Raw genomic sequence first — 16,164 nt, forward strand, 5'->3', positions numbered from 1 at the left:
AAATGCGGGATAGCACCCGGCTCAGATAGCGTCCAGCCCGGATTCGCCGGTTCGGATGCGGATCGCCTCTTCGATGTTGGAGACGAAAATCTTGCCGTCGCCGATGCGGCCGGTCTGCGCGGCGCGGCGGATCGCGTCGATGGCGCGCTCGACCAGATCGTCGCCGATCACGATCTCGATTTTGACCTTCGGCAGGAAGTCGACGATGTATTCTGCGCCGCGGTAAAGTTCGGCGTGACCCTTCTGCCGGCCAAAGCCCTTGGCCTCGGTGACGGTGATGCCCTGCAGACCGACTTCTTGAAGCGCTTCCTTCACCTCGTCGAGCTTGAATGGCTTGATGATGGCTTCGATTTTCTTCACTGCGCGACTCCCGGCCTTTCGATCCAATAGCAACGTCTTCGTCAGGACGCGCATTTCTCAACGCACGATCTTGTCTTCTCTGTGCCGGGATCCCTGACCCGTCCGGCAACAACGGCCGGCCACGCCCTTCAAGATGTCAGTGAGCACGACGAACCGAAGCGGCTTCCTCGAAAGCAGGGTCTATGCCAAGTTGCAAATGCCCTGATTATCGGAGCGTTATCAGCCTTTTAACGAGCATCTCTGAGTGATGGTGCCGACCTGCACAAAATACCGAAGACCGCAAAATAGGCAAACGGTTCAATATATGTGCAGTTCGACGTTCCCGCCGCCGGATCGGCGCCAAATATGCCTGTTCAAGAGGCGTTTGTACTAGGAAGTGGCATGGAAGTTCTGACCAACGCCGAAATGCAGCGCGCCGACCAGCTCGCCATCGCGGCCGGCACGCCCGGTTTCAAGCTGATGCTCAGCGCCGGCCAGGCGGTCGCCGAGGCCGCCCATGCGCTGGTGGAGGAGGGGCCGATCCTGATCGTGGCCGGCCCCGGCAACAATGGCGGGGACGGTTTCGTGGCCGCGGCCGAGCTCGCCGCGCAGGGGCGCGAGGTCTCGGTGATCCTGATGTGCGAGCGGGACCAGCTCCAGGGCGATGCCGCCTCGGCCGCGCGCGGCTGGAAGCACCCGGTGCTGCCGTTCAACCCGCAGGCGATCGGCAGGCCTGCGCTGATCATCGATGCGCTGTTCGGTGCCGGCCTCAGCCGCACCGTGGATGGCGAAGCGCGCGCCATGATCGAGGCGATCAACGCCAACGGTGCCCCGGTGCTGGCGGTCGACCTGCCGAGCGGCATCAACGGCACCAGCGCGGCCGTGCTGGGCGTGGCGGTGAACGCCACCGAGACCGTCACCTTCTTCCGCAAGAAGCCGGCGCATCTGCTGTTGCCCGGGCGCATGCATTGCGGCCGCGTGCGCGTTGCCGACATCGGCATCGATGGGCAGGTGCTGGAGGAGATCGCGCCGCAGACCTTCGAGAACGATCCGGATCTCTGGCGCGCGGCCTTTCCGGTGCCCCGCATCGACGGCCACAAATACGCGCGCGGGCACGTGCTCGCGGTCTCGGGCGACGCAGCCGCGACCGGCGCGGCACGGCTCGCCGCGCGCAGCGCGCTTCGCGCCGGCGCGGGCCTCGTGACGCTGGCGAGCCCGCGCGATGCACTCGCGATCAATGCTGCCGCGCTGACCGCGGTGATGGTGCGCCCCGTCGATACCGCGGTCGAGTTCGGCGAGCTGCTCGGCGACAAGCGCTACAACACCTGCATCATCGGCCCCGGTGCTGGCATCGGTGAGCGCACCTGCGATCTCGTCCACACCGCGCTTACCGCGCACCGGCATCTGGTGCTCGATGCGGATGCGCTGACGAGCTTTGCCGCAACGCCCGAGCGCCTGTTTGAATCGATCAAGTCCTCGCAGGACAATGCGGTGGTGCTGACCCCGCACGAAGGCGAGTTTCCGCGCCTGTTCTCCGACCTCAGCAACAAGCATCCCGGCCGCTCCAAGCTCGAGCGCGTCCGCGCCGCCGCCGAGCGCTGCGGCGCCGTCGTGCTGCTGAAGGGCCCGGACACCACCGTCGCCGCCCCCGACGGCCGCGCCACCATCGCCGCCAATGCGCCGCCCTGGCTCGCCACGGCCGGCGCCGGCGACGTGCTGTCCGGGATCATCGCCGGGCTCCTGGCGCAAGGCGTGCCGGCGTTCGAGGCCGCCAGCATCGGTGTCTGGATGCACGGCGAGGCGGCGAGCGAAGCCGGTCCTGGCCTGATCGCGGAGGACCTGACCGAGACGCTGCCGGCCGTGCACCGGCGGATCTATGACGCGCTGGGCATCGAATACTGAACGTTCACTCCACCCCGTACCACCGCACCAGGCGCGGCGCGGCCCAGTCGGTCGCGACGGATTCGATCAGCCAGCGTCCGGGCGTGGTCGCGGCGAAGGCGATGCGCTGGGTCTGGCCGGGCTCGATCGCGAGTGTGTCGAGCCAGTAGGGCTTCCAGCCGTCGTCGAGCTTGTCGAGCAGGCGGAAATGGTGGCCGTGCAGGTGAAACACGGTGGTGATGGGGGCGGGGTTCTGCAGCGCCAGCACCACGATGCGGCCGGTCTTGGCGCGGAAGGCGGGGGCGGAGGCGGTGGAGAAGGTCGCGGGCCGTGCCCAGCCGGCATCGGTTGTACCGAGCGCGACATCGAACCGCAGGGCGCCTCTCAGATCGAGCTTCTCGGGCAGATCATTCGGCGGGAGCGGTTGGGGCGGCGGCAGCGGGGCGCGCTCCAGCGTCCTGGAGACGGTCAGGTTTCCGACCCGGCGCGCCTCCTTGCCATCATGCAGCAGAAATGGGGCCGAGGTGGCCGCATCCACGAAGGCGTCGGCCCGCGCACCAGGGGCCAGCACCAACGCGCCGTTGCGCGCGGGGAACGGCTCGGCCGGCTGGCCGTCGAGGGCCATCACGCGGACTTCGTGTTTTTCCAATTTGATTGCGAGAACAGAGCGTTGCGAGCCGTTGATGAAGCGTAGCCGCAGCCGCTCGCCCGCCGAAGCTGAGAGTTCGAATGAAGTCTCTCCGTTGATTGTGTAAAGCGGCGTCGTGTCCTTCGGGTCCTGGCCCGGCGGGACCGCGGTGCCATCCGGCCGTAGGCGCCATTCCTGGATCAGCAGGAGCTCGTCACGATCGACGGCGACCGGGCCGGTTTCGGCCACGATGATGGGAAGCGCGCGTGCGGGCTGCTGCAGGCGGTGCTCGAAGAGGCGGAAGTCGGCCAGCAGGGTGCCTGCATTAGGCACTGAAATAATTGATGTTTCCGTCGCATCCGGCGCTGCCGGGGCGCGGCCGCGGAGCGGGTCGGCGGCCATCGGCGCGTGGAGGCCGTACCAGACTGGCGCAATCGGCACAGGGAGGTTGTTGCTGAAGACCAGTTGGCAGCGGTCGAAACGCTTGAGACGCACGTCTCTGAGGTGGCTTACGGCGGCCAGCTCCCAGACTGGTGTAGCCGGCTGACCCGGTCTCAAAGCCAGCGTTGCCGGCCTCGCCTGCAGCGCGAGCTGGGCCGTGACGGAGGGGCCTGCGCCGCCCACGATCATCCCGGCTGCCGAGGCCCCTAAGCCGGCCAAAACCTCGCGCCGATGGGGAGCATGGATCCGCGTTGTCATGGCACGATCCGGACCACGCCGTGCTGGATAAGTCCAGCCGCAGTGCCTACTTGAAGCTTGCCTCCATCAGGCCATTTTTTTGCTGCGAACAGTCAGGCACATGCTATAAGCCCGGCCGCCCGCGGCATCGCGGCCGGTCTTGATGCGAATTCACGCGGGCGTGGCGGAACTGGTAGACGCGCTGGATTTAGGTTCCAGTGACGAAAGTTGTGGGGGTTCGAGTCCCTCCGCCCGCACCAAGCGCTTATCGCGTTTGCACGGATTACGAGGCCTGCTTTCGCGCGGATGATCATCCGCCTGGAGCGGGTCCGATGAACCACCGGCGTGGAGGCGATCGCCTCGCGCCGGATCGATTAACGACAGCGTCCCGACGCGCGACGTGCCGGGGCCGAACGAAAAGAAGATTGGACGCCATGCAGGTCACAGAAACCCTCTCGGAAGGTTTGAAGCACGAGTTCAAGATCAGCGTTCCCGCGTCTGATCTCGACGCCAAGGCCGGCGCCAAGCTCGTCGACCTCAAGGACAAGGTCCGCATCAACGGCTTCCGTCCGGGCAAGGTGCCGGTCTCGCACCTGAAGAAGGTTTATGGCCGCTCGGTGATGGCCGAGACCATCGACCAGACCATCCGCGACACCAACACGCAGCTGTTCTCCGAGCGCGGCTTCCGCCTCGCGACCGAGCCGAAGATCACCATGCCGACAGAGCAGAAGGACGTCGAGGAGCTGCTGAGCGGCAAGACGGATCTGACCTACACCGTGGCCATCGAAGTGGTGCCGGCGATCGCGCTCGCCGACTTCAAGAGCTTCCAGGTCGAGAAGCCCGTTGCCGAGGTCACCGACGCCGACGTCGACGAGGCGATCAAGCGCATCGCCGATTCCAATCGCACCTACGCCGACAAGGGCGAGGGCGCCAAGGCAGAGCAGGGCGACCGCGTCACCATCAACTTCACGGGCCGCATCAACGGCGAAGTCTTCGAAGGCGGCACCGGCGAGGGCATCCAGGTCCTGATCGGCTCCAACACCTTCATTCCGGGCTTCGAGGAGCAGCTCATCGGCATCGGCGCGGGTGAGACGCGCACGCTGAAAGTATCATTCCCGAAGAACTACATGAACGACAAGCTCGCCGGGCAGCCGGCCGAGTTCGAGACCACCGCGACGCTGATCGAGGCGCCGCAGGACCTTGCGATCGACGACGAATTTGCCAAGTCGCTCGGCCTGGAATCGCTGGACAAGCTCAAGGAAGCCGCGCGCGAGCGCCTGACCGCCGAGTTCGCCACCGCCACGCGCCAACGCGTCAAGCGCGCGTTGCTCGACCGCCTCGACGAGGCGCATCGCTTCGAGGCGCCGCCCTCGCTGGTGGACGAGGAGTTCAGCCTGATGTGGAACTCGGTCAAGGCCGAGATGGACTCCGCCGGCAAGACCTTTGCCGACGAGGACACCACCGAGGACAAGGCGAAGGAGGAGTATCGCAAGATCGCCGATCGCCGCGTGCGGCTTGGCCTGGTGCTCTCCGAGATCGGCGAGAAGAACAAGATCACGGTGACCGACGACGAGGTCGGCCGCGCCGTGATCGAGCGCGCGCGCTCGATGCCCGGCCGCGAAAAGGAGGTCTGGGACTTCTACCGCAACAACGCCCAGGCGTTGGCCCAGCTTCGTGCACCGATCTACGAGGACAAGGTGGTCGACTTCATCCTCGAGCTCGCCAACGTGACCGAGAAGAAGGTTTCGCGCGAGGACCTCTACAAGGACGACGACGCGGAAAAGACCGCGGCCTGAAGGGTTTGAGATAGTCCGCTATTAAGGATGATGAGCGAAGAGGCCCAGCTAGCCAGGTGGTTGGGCCTCTTTGTGCGAATCAGCTTCAACTGCCGCCACGGATTAAGCCTTAATGCGCTGCGCACTTGTCAGAAGCGAAATGGGCTATATCTGTCGCTACGCTTTTCTACTTCTTACCCAAGTTCCTGCATCACAGGACGTCCATTCGCCTTCCGGCAAATCCAGCCAAGCTGGCAAGCCTGCCCGGCGATGTCCGTCTCCGAAACCCTAGGTGACTCATGCGCGATCCGGTTGAAACCTACATGAACCTCGTGCCCATGGTGGTCGAGCAGACCAACCGTGGCGAGCGCGCCTACGACATTTTCTCGCGCCTCTTGAAGGAGCGCATCATCTTCGTGACCGGCCCGGTCGAGGACGGCATGTCGACGCTGATCGTCGCGCAGCTCTTGTTCCTCGAGGCTGAAAATCCGAAGAAGGAAATCTCGATGTACATCAACTCGCCGGGCGGCGTGGTGACGTCGGGCCTTGCGATCTACGACACCATGCAGTTCATCCGCCCGCCGGTCTCGACCCTGTGCACCGGTCAGGCGGCTTCGATGGGCTCGCTGCTGCTTTGCGCCGGCGAGAAGGACATGCGCTTCTCGCTGCCGAACGCGCGCATCATGGTGCACCAGCCCTCCGGCGGCTTCCAGGGCCAGGCAACCGATATCATGCTGCACGCCCAGGAGATCCTGAACCTGAAGAAGCGGCTCAACGAGATCTACGTCAAGCACACCGGCCAGACGTACAAGTCGATCGAGGATGCGTTGGAGCGCGACAAGTTCCTGACCGCGAACGACGCCAAGGAGTTCGGCCTGGTCGACAAGGTGATCGACAAGCGCGCCGAGGAGCCGGCGCCGGTGAAGGCCCCGTAGCACTACTGGGGCGTCACGACGAGCCCTCGGTTTGCCGTGGACCCGTCAGGGCGGCGTTCACGTTAGGTGCGCGTGCGCACGGCGCAAAACGCGGTTTTGCGCCCTGCGACAAGCAGAAAGTTCCGCTTTCGTGCTTGTTTTTCGTGGCAATCCAGCAACGCCGGGGTGTTTTCGATCACTTCGCCCGTGCCAAGACCGCAAATCACGGTATTGTCACGGGTAGCCGGCGACCCCCGATTAGCGAATTCTTGATAGTCGGGTGACAGCATGGTTGGCTACGATTGATCGGCTATGATCGCGGGAGAATCGAGCCACCGTGATTCGCACGGAATGTAGTAAAGCGTAGGGTCTTTTTTGGTACGGAATTTGCTCTACTTAAGCTTCATGCCGACCATCGTGTCGGAATGGAGCGATCGAGCGGAACGGGATCGAACCGCGGACGGAGACATGAATGAGTAAGGTCGGCACGAGCGACTCCAAGAACACGCTATATTGCTCGTTCTGCGGCAAGAGCCAGCACGAAGTCCGCAAACTGATCGCGGGTCCCACGGTCTTCATCTGCGACGAGTGCGTCGAGCTCTGCATGGACATCATCCGCGAGGAGAACAAGTCCTCGCTGGTCAAGTCGCGCGACGGTATTCCGACGCCGAAGGAAATCTGCAAGGTGCTGGACGATTACGTCATCGGCCAGAGCCATGCGAAGAAGGTCCTCTCGGTCGCGGTGCACAATCACTACAAGCGCCTCAACCATCAGACCAAGCACAACGACGTCGAACTCGCGAAGTCGAACATCCTGCTGATCGGTCCGACCGGCTCGGGCAAGACGCTGCTCGCGCAGACGCTCGCCCGCATCCTGGACGTGCCATTCACGATGGCCGACGCCACGACGCTGACGGAGGCCGGCTATGTCGGCGAGGACGTCGAGAACATCATCCTGAAGCTGCTCCAGGCCGCCGACTACAACGTCGAGCGCGCCCAGCGCGGCATCGTCTACATCGACGAAATCGACAAGATCAGCCGCAAGTCCGACAACCCCTCGATCACGCGCGACGTGTCGGGTGAGGGCGTGCAGCAGGCGCTGCTCAAGATCATGGAAGGCACGGTGGCTTCGGTCCCGCCGCAGGGCGGCCGCAAGCATCCGCAGCAGGAGTTCCTGCAGGTGGATACCACCAACATCCTGTTCATCTGCGGCGGCGCCTTCGCCGGCCTGGAGAAGATCATCTCGGCCCGCGGTCGGTCGACCTCGATCGGCTTCGGCGCCCACGTGCTCGCGCCGGAGGATCGCCGGACCGGTGAGATATTCCGTCACGTCGAGCCTGAGGACCTCCTGAAGTACGGCCTCATCCCCGAATTCGTCGGCCGTCTGCCGGTTGTGGCGACGCTCGAGGACCTCGACGAGACCTCGCTGAAGAAGATCCTGACCGAGCCGAAGAACGCGCTGGTGAAACAGTACCAGCGGCTGTTCGAAATGGAGAACATCGAGCTGACCTTCGCCGACGAAGCGCTTGGCGCGGTCGCCCGCAAGGCGATCGAGCGCAAGACCGGCGCGCGAGGCCTGCGTTCGATCCTCGAGGCGATCCTGCTCGAGACCATGTTCGACCTGCCGGGCCTGGAGGGTGTGGAAGAAGTCGTGATTTCCCGCGAAGTCGTGGAAGGCACGGCGCGTCCGCTCTACATCTACGCCGATCGGTCCGATCGCGCGGTCGAGAACGCCAGCGCCTGATCTGACGGCGCTGGAACGCTCCAATCGTCTCCTCGAGTTGGCTGCGGAGCCGTGGTTCCGCAGCCGGTATTGCGTCGCTTACCGCGTTGCGTAAGCGCCTGATGGCGCGCGTTTTTCAATGACTTGACACCCCCCGGGTCGATAGCCACCTAATGTCGGCGGCGAGCGAAAATTCTCTTCAAGATTCGCCTCAGTTCCGTTCCGGCGAGCCGGTCCAACTTGTAGAGGACCGACCGGTTCTGCGGATCACCTCGGCACCTTGTGGCGGTTGCGCATGATCGCGGGCTGCGTGCAAGGGGGCAAAGCAAAAGGAAAAGGCCATGACCAATCCAAAACCCCGGCCAACCATCGTTCATGGCGAAGCGCACGCCTATCCCGTGCTGCCGCTGCGCGACATCGTCGTCTTTCCGCACATGATCGTTCCGCTCTTCGTCGGTCGCGAGAAGTCGATCCGCGCACTCGAAGAGGTGATGAAGAACGACGCGCTGATCATGCTCGCGACGCAGAAGAACGCGTCCGACGATGATCCGGCGCCCGATGCCATTTACGAGACCGGGACGCTTGCCAGCGTGCTGCAGCTCCTGAAGCTTCCCGACGGCACCGTGAAGGTGCTGGTCGAGGGCCTCGAGCGTGCGCGCGTGGCGAAGTACACCGACCGCGCCGACTATTATGAGGCGACCGCCGTCGCGCTCGCCGACACCGATGCGAAATCGGTCGAGGCGGAAGCGCTGGCGCGCTCGGTCGTGTCCGACTTCGAGAGCTATGTGAAGCTCAACAAGAAGATCTCGGCCGAGGTCGTCGGCGTCGTGCAGGCGATCACCGATTTCGCCAAGCTGGCCGATACGGTCGCCTCGCATCTCGCCGTCAAGATCGCCGATCGGCAAGGAATCCTGGAGACGCTGTCCGTCACCACGCGCCTGGAGAAGGTGCTGGGCCTGATGGAGAGCGAGATCTCGGTTCTGCAGGTCGAGAAGCGCATCCGTTCTCGCGTCAAACGACAAATGGAGAAGACCCAGCGCGAGTATTACCTCAACGAGCAGATGAAGGCGATCCAGAAGGAACTCGGCGACGACGACGGTCGCGACGAGCTCGCCGATCTCGAAGAGAAGATCTCCAAGACCAAGCTCTCCAAGGAAGCGCGCGAGAAGGCGCAGCATGAATTGAAGAAGCTGCGCCAGATGTCGCCGATGTCCGCGGAGGCGACCGTCGTGCGCAACTATCTGGATTGGCTGCTGTCGATCCCGTGGAACAAGAAGTCCAAGGTGAAGAAGGACCTGGAGCAGGCGCAAGCCATCTTGGACTCCGATCACTACGGTCTTGAGAAGGTCAAGGAGCGTATCGTCGAGTACCTCGCGGTGCAGTCGCGCGCCAACAAGCTGACGGGGCCGATCCTGTGCCTGGTCGGGCCTCCCGGCGTCGGCAAGACCTCGCTCGGCAAGTCGATCGCGAAGGCGACGGGGCGCGAGTTCGTGCGCGTCTCGCTCGGCGGCGTGCGCGACGAGGCCGAGATCCGCGGTCACCGCCGCACCTATATCGGCTCGATGCCCGGCAAGATCATCCAGTCGATGCGCAAGGCGAAGTCGTCCAATCCGCTGTTCCTCTTGGACGAGATCGACAAGATGGGCGCCGATTTCCGCGGCGATCCGTCCTCGGCGCTGCTCGAGGTTCTCGACCCCGAGCAGAACGGGACCTTCAACGACCACTATCTCGAGGTCGACTACGATCTGTCCAACGTGATGTTCATCACCACCGCGAATACGCTCAATATTCCGGGGCCCCTGATGGACCGCATGGAGATCATCCGGATCGCGGGCTACACCGAGAACGAGAAAGTCGAGATCTCGCGCAAGCACCTGATCCCGAACGCGGTGTCCAAGCATGGCCTCGACTCCAAGGAGTTCTCGATCGACGACGAGGCGCTGCTGCTGCTGATCCGCCGCTACACCCGCGAAGCGGGCGTGCGTAACCTGGAGCGTGAGCTCTCTACACTGGCCCGCAAGGCGGTGAAGGAGCTGATGATCTCCAAGAAGAAGTCGGTCAAGGTCACCGAGAAGACTCTGGAAGAGTTGCTCGGCGTGCCGAAGTACCGCTTCGGCGAGATCGAGAGCGAGCCGCAGGTCGGTATCGTCACCGGCCTTGCCTGGACCGATGTCGGCGGCGAGCTGCTGACGATCGAAGGCGTCATGATGCCCGGCAAGGGCAAGATGACGGTCACGGGCAATCTGCGCGACGTCATGAAGGAGTCGATCTCCGCGGCGGCGTCCTACGTCCGCTCGCGCGCGATCAACTACGGCGTCGAGCCGCCGCTGTTCGACAAGCGTGACATCCACGTGCACGTGCCGGAGGGCGCGACGCCGAAGGATGGCCCGTCCGCGGGTGTTGCGATGGCCACCGCGATCATCTCGGTCATGACCGGCATCCCGGTCCGCCATGATGTCGCGATGACCGGCGAGATCACGCTGCGCGGCCGCGTGCTGCCGATCGGCGGCCTCAAGGAGAAGCTGCTGGCTGCGGCCCGCGGCGGCATCAAGACGGTGCTGATCCCCGAGGACAACGCCAAGGATCTCACGGAGATTTCCGATGCGATCAAGGGCGGAATGGAGATCATCCCGGTCTCGCGCCTCGATGACGTCGTTGCCAAGGCCCTGGTGAAGAAGCCTACGCCGATCGTCTGGGAAGAGGACACCAAGGTGACGGTGAAGCCGGACGGCGATGAAGCCGCCGGCGGCCTGACCGCTCACTGAGATCGCAGCTCGAAAATGATGATAAAACGGCGCCTTCGGGCGCCGTTTTTGTTTGGGGAAGGGGAGGAGGCAATGCACGTCGACGGGCAATGCCATTGCGGGAAGATCGCGTTCGAGGCAGAGATCGACCCCGAGGCTGTCTCGGTCTGTCACTGCACCGATTGCCAGACGCTGACCGGCTCGCCGTTCCGGGTGACGGCCATCTGCACCAAGGCCGATGTCCGCCTGACCCGCGGCTCGCCCAAAATCTACGGCAAGCGCGGCGACAACGGCCGCGTGCGCTTCCAGCATTTCTGTGCCGATTGCGGTTCCCCGCTGTTCACCAGCGGCGAGGGCGATCAGGCCGACGATTGGGGCATCCGCTGGGGCAGCATCCGGCAACGGAACGCGCTACGGCCGGTGCGGCAGATCTGGTGCCAGTCGGCGGCGGTGTGGATCGATGCGGTGCCGCTGCTGCCGGGCCGGCCGCAGGATTGATGGCTGAGATTGCCGGGCTGAATTTCGCCGCGATAAGACCGCCTTCGCCCGTTGGGCTTCGGCGCGGCAGCCTTCGCTCGCTTCGCGCCCATGACCTGCTGTGCTGGCCTGCCGAGCCGTAGCTCGCGAAGCGAGCGAAGGCTGGTGGGCGGTCACGGATTCGAACCGCGGACCCTCTCGGTGTAAACGAGATGCTCTAACCAGCTGAGCTAACCGCCCAATGGCGCCTCTTTAGCGCCCCGGCGGGTGCCGAAGCAAGGGCCGAGCGCGCCCGACCCGGCTGCAATTGCCGGCCCGGTGAGAGCTTTCATGTCGGACACGGCCAGCCCTGCAGCAGGTCCGCTGCAGGGCAATCTTCTCGCAGCGCGGATCTCGACGTCCGGCCGAGGAGCCGGCGATCATGCTCCGGGTGTCAGGCCGTCTTGGTGAACATCGTCAGAACACCGTCGACGATGTTGATCGCGACGACTTGTGCCGAGCTCAAGCCCTTGGCCTTGAGCACGGATGCGGCCTGCGGTGTGGCGTCGATGGACTGCCGAAGCGACTGGATGTCCTTTTCGTTGGTATGCGCCACGAGTTCATCGACCTTCGCGCGCACGGCCGGCTGCAGTTCCTTGACGTCCACAACCTGTATGCTCCGGATCACAGTGCTGGATTGCGTGGACGATTGCTCCGTGTCGGATTGCGACGATGCGCCCTGTGCCTGCACCAGGGCAGGTGTTCCCAGCGAGAGAGCTGCAACGATGACGGATGCCGTGAAGCTGCGCATGGTCATGCCTTTTCCAGTTTGAGGAAGCGCGAACCTAGCGCGGAAATCTGGTTGGCATCTGATTCCGATGTGGCCGTTCGGTGAAACAATGCGGCCGCAATGCGCGCGGATGAGACGCTTGCGTCGGGTCCGGAGCCCAGAGCGCAACTCTGTTCCCGACTTCCACACGATCGAATGCAGAAAGCAAAAGCCCCGGACGAACCGGGGCTTTGCCTTAGCGACAGATCAGCATGGAAGATCAGTACTTCGCCACGACCGGGCCTCCGCCCCAGTTGAAGCGATAGACCACTTGGCTGCGAACGGCATGAACCCATTTCTCGGAATCGATCGACGCTCCGACCGACAGACCCGTTGCCGTGTCGCGGATGGCGTTCGTCCCGGTGTCGAATTCAGAGAATCGATATTCAGTCTTCCAGAAAAGGCCAGGCACGATCTTCAGCGCGTGTTCTTGGCCGGCGCCGATGAACCAGCCACGGTAGGTACGCTTGTCCATGAACTCGCCGCTTGGTCTTCCGAACGGCGCAGCGTTGAGGGTGAAATCGGTACGGTCAAAGTTGGCTTCGGTATAGCCGACTGAGAAATAGGTCAGGAGGCTCGGGGTGGGCAGCCAGCCGAGCCGGCCGCCACCCGCCCAGGCCGAGCTCATCTTTTCCTCGCCGACCATCCCGAAGCGCGGCGGGCTGAGCTGGCCCTTCAGGCTGCTGAGATCGTAGTCGCCGAATGCGCCGATGACAAAGGCGGCGCCCGCTGCCGCAAACTGGTAGTCGCAGCCGCCCTGCACAGTGCCGAAGAAGCCGCGGCCTCCAGTTGTTGCCGTCTCGCTGAAGCGGGTCCTGGTGGGGCCATCGATGTAGGTCGTGTTGTCCTGATTCCACAGCCCGTAGCCGCCGCCACCGCCGACGTAGCAGCCGGTCCAATTCGTAACCGGCATCGGAGTCGGAGGCGCCTTCAGATAGGCAGGGGACGTCACATCGGCGGCGGGGCCGCTCGAATTGAAGCGGTAGACCAACTCGCTGCGGACAGTGTGGACGTACTTCTTCGAATCCTCGGAAAAGCCGATCGGCAATCCGCTCGCCGTATCCCGGATCGGATTTGTGCCGACATTGAAGTCGGAGAAGCGGTATTCCGTTTTCCAGAAGAGACCCGGCAGGAAGCCCAGCGCATATTCGGCGCCGGAGCCGATGAACCAGCCATCGTAGGTTCGCTTGTCCTGATAGAGGCCGGCCGCAACTCCGAAGGGCGGAAAGTTCAGATTGAAGTTCGTGCGGTCGAAAGTCGCTTCGGTGTAACCCGCCGAGACATAGGTCAGCAGGCTGGGCGTCGCCAGCCAGCCGAGACGGCCGCCGACCGCCCAGGCCGAGCTCATCTTCTCGTCGCCGACCATCGAGAAGCCGGAGGGAGTGAGCCGCCCGGTTAGACTGGCGAAATCGTAATCACCGAAGGCTCCGACCACGAAGCGCTCGCCGGCCGCCGCAAACTGATAGTCGCATCCCGCCTGTACCGTGCCGAAGTATCCGCGGCCACCCGTGGTGATGGTATCGGCATTCTGAAAGCGGGGCGGACCGTCCACAAAAGTCGAGTTTTCCTGATTCCACATGCCGTAGCCGCCGCCGCCCGCGACATAGCAGCCGGTCCAGTTGACGAAAGCTGCGGCGACAGCCGGTGGCTTCGCGTATTTGCGCGGAAGGTCGGCTGCCAATGCTGATCCGGAAAACGTCACCAATGCCACGAGGGCGGGCGCAACCTGCTTCATTCCAAACATTCCCATTCCACCAGACCGCAGCCAAGCGACCCCTCGCCAAGCCACAATCGACTCCTCGGGACAAACATACGAAGTTTGATTCAGAATGCTGTTGCAGGAAGGCTACAATCGCGGAAAGTGTGCGGCTCGCCTGTGCATATCCAACCGCGAGCCGGGCTTTTCGCGACATCGCGCTTCTGGTGTCGGTCTCGTGGGAGCAGAGGGTGCGAGCCTTGGCCCTTCGAAGGGACCGGATGGCGTCCAGAAGAACCTCTTTGCTAGCAGAGGGTTCTGACGGTTCGACGCGTGCAGTCCAGTGCTGCGGACATCAACAGTTTTCCGAAAGCCAGTCTCTGATCGGACGCGGCTCGGACGGGTCGGCACGCGCCGACGCGGCAATCCGTCGCGCAACCTCCAAAGCGCTCTCACACCTGCCTGACGTTAGGGCGTCCGCTTTTCGACCGAACAGGCTTCTGTGATAGAGCAAGAATAGATGATGGAGCCTTGAATGGAACGACCCGCCGGGCACGCAGAGAACGCCGACCAGATTGCTTATTGGAACGGGCCGAGCGGGCAGCGCTGGGCCGATCGCCACGCGGCGCAGGAGAAGCTGCTCGGCCCTATTGCCGACGTGTTGATTGACCGCGCCAAGCCGAAGCCGGGCGAGCGCGTTCTGGATGTCGGCTGCGGCTCCGGCGCGACGACGTTTGCCTTCGCGAAGGCGGTGGCACCCGATGGCTTCGCGCTCGGCCTCGACGTCTCCGAGCCGATGCTGGCGCAGGCGCGGGCGCTCGCGCCGAAGGGGCTGCCGCTCGACTTCGTGCTGGCGGATGCGACCGTTTATCCGTTCGAGCCGGCGAGCTTCGATCTGCTCGCTTCACGCTTCGGCGTGATGTTCTTCGCCGATCCCATCGCGTCCTTCGCCAATCTGCGTCGCGCGCTGAAGCCCTCGGGACGGCTCGCCTTCGCCTGCTGGCGCGAGCCGAAGGAAAATCCGTGGGCGATGACGCCGCTGATGGCGGTCTACAAGCACGTGCCGAAGATGCCGCCGGTCGGGCCGGAGGAGCCGGGCCCGTTCGCCTTTGCCTCGGAAGAGCGCGTGACGCGCATCCTCAAAGGCGCGGGCTTCGCGGACGTTGCAATGGAGCCGCACAATCTGGCGATGGACATTGCTATCGGCGGCGGGCTCGAGGCCGCCGTCGATGGCTCGCTCCAGATCGGTCCCGCCAGCCGCGCACTCCAGGGCCATCCGCCCGAGACTTATGAAGCTGCCAAGGCTTCGATCCGCGAGGCGCTCGCGCCGTTCCTGAAGGAGCATAGCGTAGCGTTGCAGGGCGCGATCTGGATCGTAACGGCGAAGGTGGAGTAGGGCGCAGCTCTCTCCACCGTCATTGCGAGCGAAGCGAAGCAATCCAGAATCCCTCCGCGGAGACAATCTAGATTGCTTCGTCGCAACGGCTCCTCGCAATGACGGCGCGGAGGCAGAGTCGCCTCACACCACATCATCCGGCGCGAGCGCGCAGCCGTTGTCGGGATGCGTCTCGACCTGGAGCGTGGTGTGGCCGATGCGGAAGGATGTCTTGAGGAGCTGCGTCGTCTGCATCAGGAATGCGTCGTCGCTGCCTGCGGGCATGACGAGATGGCAGGTCAGCGCCGTCTCGGTGGTCGAGATTGGCCAGACGTGGAGATCGTGGATCGCCGAGACGCCCGGTCGCGCCAGCAGGAACGCCCTGATTGCGGCGAGGTCGGTACCCTTGGGCGCGGCCGCCATCGACATGTCGATGGAGCCGCGCAAGAGGCTGGTCGTGCTCCAGAGGATGGTGGCGCAGATGATGAGGCTGGTGATGGGATCGAGCCAGAGCCAGCCGGTCCAGATGATCAGCGCGGCCGAGACCACGACGCCGAGCGAGACCGCGGCGTCGGCGGCCATGTGCAGATACGCGCCTTCGATGTTGATGTCGTCCTTGCGTCCGCCAGCGAACAGCAGGGCGGTAAAACCGTTGATGAGGATGCCGATGCCGGCGACCACCATCACGGTGACGCCTGCGACCGGCTCCGGCTCACGCAGGCGCAGGATCGCCTCCCAGCCGATCGCGCCGGTCGCGACCAGCAGGAACACCGCATTGGCCAGCGCCGCCAGGATGGTGGAGGCGCGAAAGCCGTAGGTGAAGCGCCCTTTGGGCGCGCGGCGGGCTGCGATCGAGGCGCCCCAGGCAATGATGAGGCCGAGCACGTCCGACAGGTTATGGCCGGCATCGGCGAGCAGGGCGGTGGAGTTGCCGACATAGCCGTAAACCGCCTCGGCGACGACGAGCGCGATGTTGAGAGTAATGCCGAGCGCGAACGCCTTGCCGAAATTGGCGGGTGCATGGACATGGCCGTGTCCATGACCATGATCGTGCGTATGGCCATGCGCATGCGAGTGGCCCGCATGATCATGGTCGTGATGACCGTGGTGGTCGTGGCTGCCCAAA

The 16,164-nt window shown here is 64.1% G+C and carries 13 protein-coding genes and 2 tRNA genes; 8 read left to right on the plus strand and 7 right to left on the minus strand.

The window, feature by feature from the left end:
- Positions 1–21 precede the first annotated feature (21 nt).
- On the minus strand, positions 22–360 hold the full coding sequence (locus tag ABIA45_RS06950; RefSeq protein WP_007603495.1) for a P-II family nitrogen regulator: 339 nt from the start codon (positions 358–360) through the stop codon (positions 22–24).
- A gap of 381 nt (positions 361–741) precedes the next feature.
- On the opposite strand from ABIA45_RS06950, the gene ABIA45_RS06955 reads away from it, so the two are divergent.
- The gene (locus ABIA45_RS06955; protein WP_404651491.1) at positions 742–2,241 is read left to right on the plus strand and encodes an NAD(P)H-hydrate dehydratase; all 1,500 of its coding nucleotides are present in this window, start codon (positions 742–744) and stop codon (positions 2,239–2,241) included.
- Between the two features lie 4 nt (positions 2,242–2,245).
- On the opposite strand, the gene ABIA45_RS06960 is transcribed toward ABIA45_RS06955, so the two are convergent.
- Positions 2,246–3,547 (minus strand): multicopper oxidase family protein, encoded by a 1,302-nt coding sequence (locus ABIA45_RS06960; protein ID WP_404540825.1) that lies wholly within the window; start codon positions 3,545–3,547, stop codon positions 2,246–2,248.
- A 154-nt stretch (positions 3,548–3,701) separates the two neighbouring features.
- Here ABIA45_RS06960 and ABIA45_RS06965 point away from each other — a divergent pair.
- From ABIA45_RS06965 to ABIA45_RS06975, 3 genes are all read left to right on the plus strand, one after another.
- Positions 3,702–3,786 (plus strand) — tRNA-Leu (locus ABIA45_RS06965).
- A gap of 174 nt (positions 3,787–3,960) precedes the next feature.
- A complete protein-coding gene (gene tig / locus ABIA45_RS06970; protein ID WP_157283533.1) occupies positions 3,961–5,322 on the plus strand; it encodes a trigger factor in 1,362 nt (453 codons plus the stop codon).
- Positions 5,323–5,600: 278 nt separating this feature from the next.
- Positions 5,601–6,236: an ATP-dependent Clp protease proteolytic subunit gene (locus tag ABIA45_RS06975; RefSeq protein ID WP_225150084.1), complete on the plus strand. Its 636-nt coding sequence runs from the start codon at positions 5,601–5,603 to the stop codon at positions 6,234–6,236.
- 62 nt (positions 6,237–6,298) lie between these two features.
- On the opposite strand, the gene ABIA45_RS06980 is transcribed toward ABIA45_RS06975, so the two are convergent.
- Positions 6,299–6,505 (minus strand): hypothetical protein, encoded by a 207-nt coding sequence (locus ABIA45_RS06980; protein WP_404651493.1) that lies wholly within the window; start codon positions 6,503–6,505, stop codon positions 6,299–6,301.
- Between the two features lie 182 nt (positions 6,506–6,687).
- On the opposite strand from ABIA45_RS06980, the gene clpX reads away from it, so the two are divergent.
- The 3 genes from clpX to ABIA45_RS06995 all read left to right on the plus strand — a co-directional run bounded on the left by clpX (position 6,688) and on the right by ABIA45_RS06995 (position 11,180).
- The gene (gene clpX, locus ABIA45_RS06985; RefSeq protein WP_157283535.1) at positions 6,688–7,959 is read left to right on the plus strand and encodes an ATP-dependent Clp protease ATP-binding subunit ClpX; all 1,272 of its coding nucleotides are present in this window, start codon (positions 6,688–6,690) and stop codon (positions 7,957–7,959) included.
- 320 nt (positions 7,960–8,279) lie between these two features.
- Positions 8,280–10,703 (plus strand): endopeptidase La, encoded by a 2,424-nt coding sequence (gene lon, locus ABIA45_RS06990; protein WP_036010279.1) that lies wholly within the window; start codon positions 8,280–8,282, stop codon positions 10,701–10,703.
- Between the two features lie 72 nt (positions 10,704–10,775).
- On the plus strand, positions 10,776–11,180 hold the full coding sequence (locus ABIA45_RS06995) for a GFA family protein (protein ID WP_404651494.1): 405 nt from the start codon (positions 10,776–10,778) through the stop codon (positions 11,178–11,180).
- 142 nt (positions 11,181–11,322) lie between these two features.
- On the opposite strand, the gene ABIA45_RS07000 is transcribed toward ABIA45_RS06995, so the two are convergent.
- From ABIA45_RS07000 to ABIA45_RS07010, 3 genes are all read right to left on the minus strand, one after another.
- Positions 11,323–11,399 (minus strand) — tRNA-Val (locus ABIA45_RS07000).
- A gap of 193 nt (positions 11,400–11,592) precedes the next feature.
- Positions 11,593–11,955, minus strand: coding sequence for a hypothetical protein (locus ABIA45_RS07005; protein WP_404651496.1), 363 nt, complete (start codon positions 11,953–11,955; stop codon positions 11,593–11,595).
- Positions 11,956–12,187: 232 nt separating this feature from the next.
- On the minus strand, positions 12,188–13,702 hold the full coding sequence (locus ABIA45_RS07010) for an outer membrane protein (RefSeq protein ID WP_404651498.1): 1,515 nt from the start codon (positions 13,700–13,702) through the stop codon (positions 12,188–12,190).
- 496 nt (positions 13,703–14,198) lie between these two features.
- Here ABIA45_RS07010 and ABIA45_RS07015 point away from each other — a divergent pair, with 496 nt between their 5' ends.
- Positions 14,199–15,059, plus strand: coding sequence for a methyltransferase domain-containing protein (locus ABIA45_RS07015; protein ID WP_404651499.1), 861 nt, complete (start codon positions 14,199–14,201; stop codon positions 15,057–15,059).
- 123 nt (positions 15,060–15,182) lie between these two features.
- Here ABIA45_RS07015 and ABIA45_RS07020 read toward each other — a convergent pair whose 3' ends face one another.
- A complete protein-coding gene (locus ABIA45_RS07020; protein ID WP_157283541.1) occupies positions 15,183–16,163 on the minus strand; it encodes a cation diffusion facilitator family transporter in 981 nt (326 codons plus the stop codon).
- Position 16,164 lies beyond the last annotated feature (1 nt).

It is taken from the genome of Bradyrhizobium sp. USDA 336 (genome assembly GCF_044908355.1).
GTDB lineage: Bacteria > Pseudomonadota > Alphaproteobacteria > Rhizobiales > Xanthobacteraceae > Bradyrhizobium > Bradyrhizobium yuanmingense.

Bases quoted from the DNA above. Each gene is read 5' to 3' on its own strand.
- ABIA45_RS06955 (WP_404651491.1), top strand. From the start codon at position 742: ATGGAAGTTCTGACCAACGCCGAAATGCAGCGCGCCGACCAGCTCGCC.
- ABIA45_RS06960 (WP_404540825.1), bottom strand. From the start codon at position 3,547: ATGACAACGCGGATCCATGCTCCCCATCGGCGCGAGGTTTTGGCCGGC.
- tig (WP_157283533.1), top strand. From the start codon at position 3,961: ATGCAGGTCACAGAAACCCTCTCGGAAGGTTTGAAGCACGAGTTCAAG.
- ABIA45_RS06975 (WP_225150084.1), top strand. From the start codon at position 5,601: ATGCGCGATCCGGTTGAAACCTACATGAACCTCGTGCCCATGGTGGTC.
- ABIA45_RS06980 (WP_404651493.1), bottom strand. From the start codon at position 6,505: ATGCTGTCACCCGACTATCAAGAATTCGCTAATCGGGGGTCGCCGGCT.
- clpX (WP_157283535.1), top strand. From the start codon at position 6,688: ATGAGTAAGGTCGGCACGAGCGACTCCAAGAACACGCTATATTGCTCG.
- lon (WP_036010279.1), top strand. From the start codon at position 8,280: ATGACCAATCCAAAACCCCGGCCAACCATCGTTCATGGCGAAGCGCAC.
- ABIA45_RS06995 (WP_404651494.1), top strand. From the start codon at position 10,776: ATGCACGTCGACGGGCAATGCCATTGCGGGAAGATCGCGTTCGAGGCA.
- ABIA45_RS07005 (WP_404651496.1), bottom strand. From the start codon at position 11,955: ATGACCATGCGCAGCTTCACGGCATCCGTCATCGTTGCAGCTCTCTCG.
- ABIA45_RS07010 (WP_404651498.1), bottom strand. From the start codon at position 13,702: ATGAAGCAGGTTGCGCCCGCCCTCGTGGCATTGGTGACGTTTTCCGGA.
- ABIA45_RS07015 (WP_404651499.1), top strand. From the start codon at position 14,199: ATGGAACGACCCGCCGGGCACGCAGAGAACGCCGACCAGATTGCTTAT.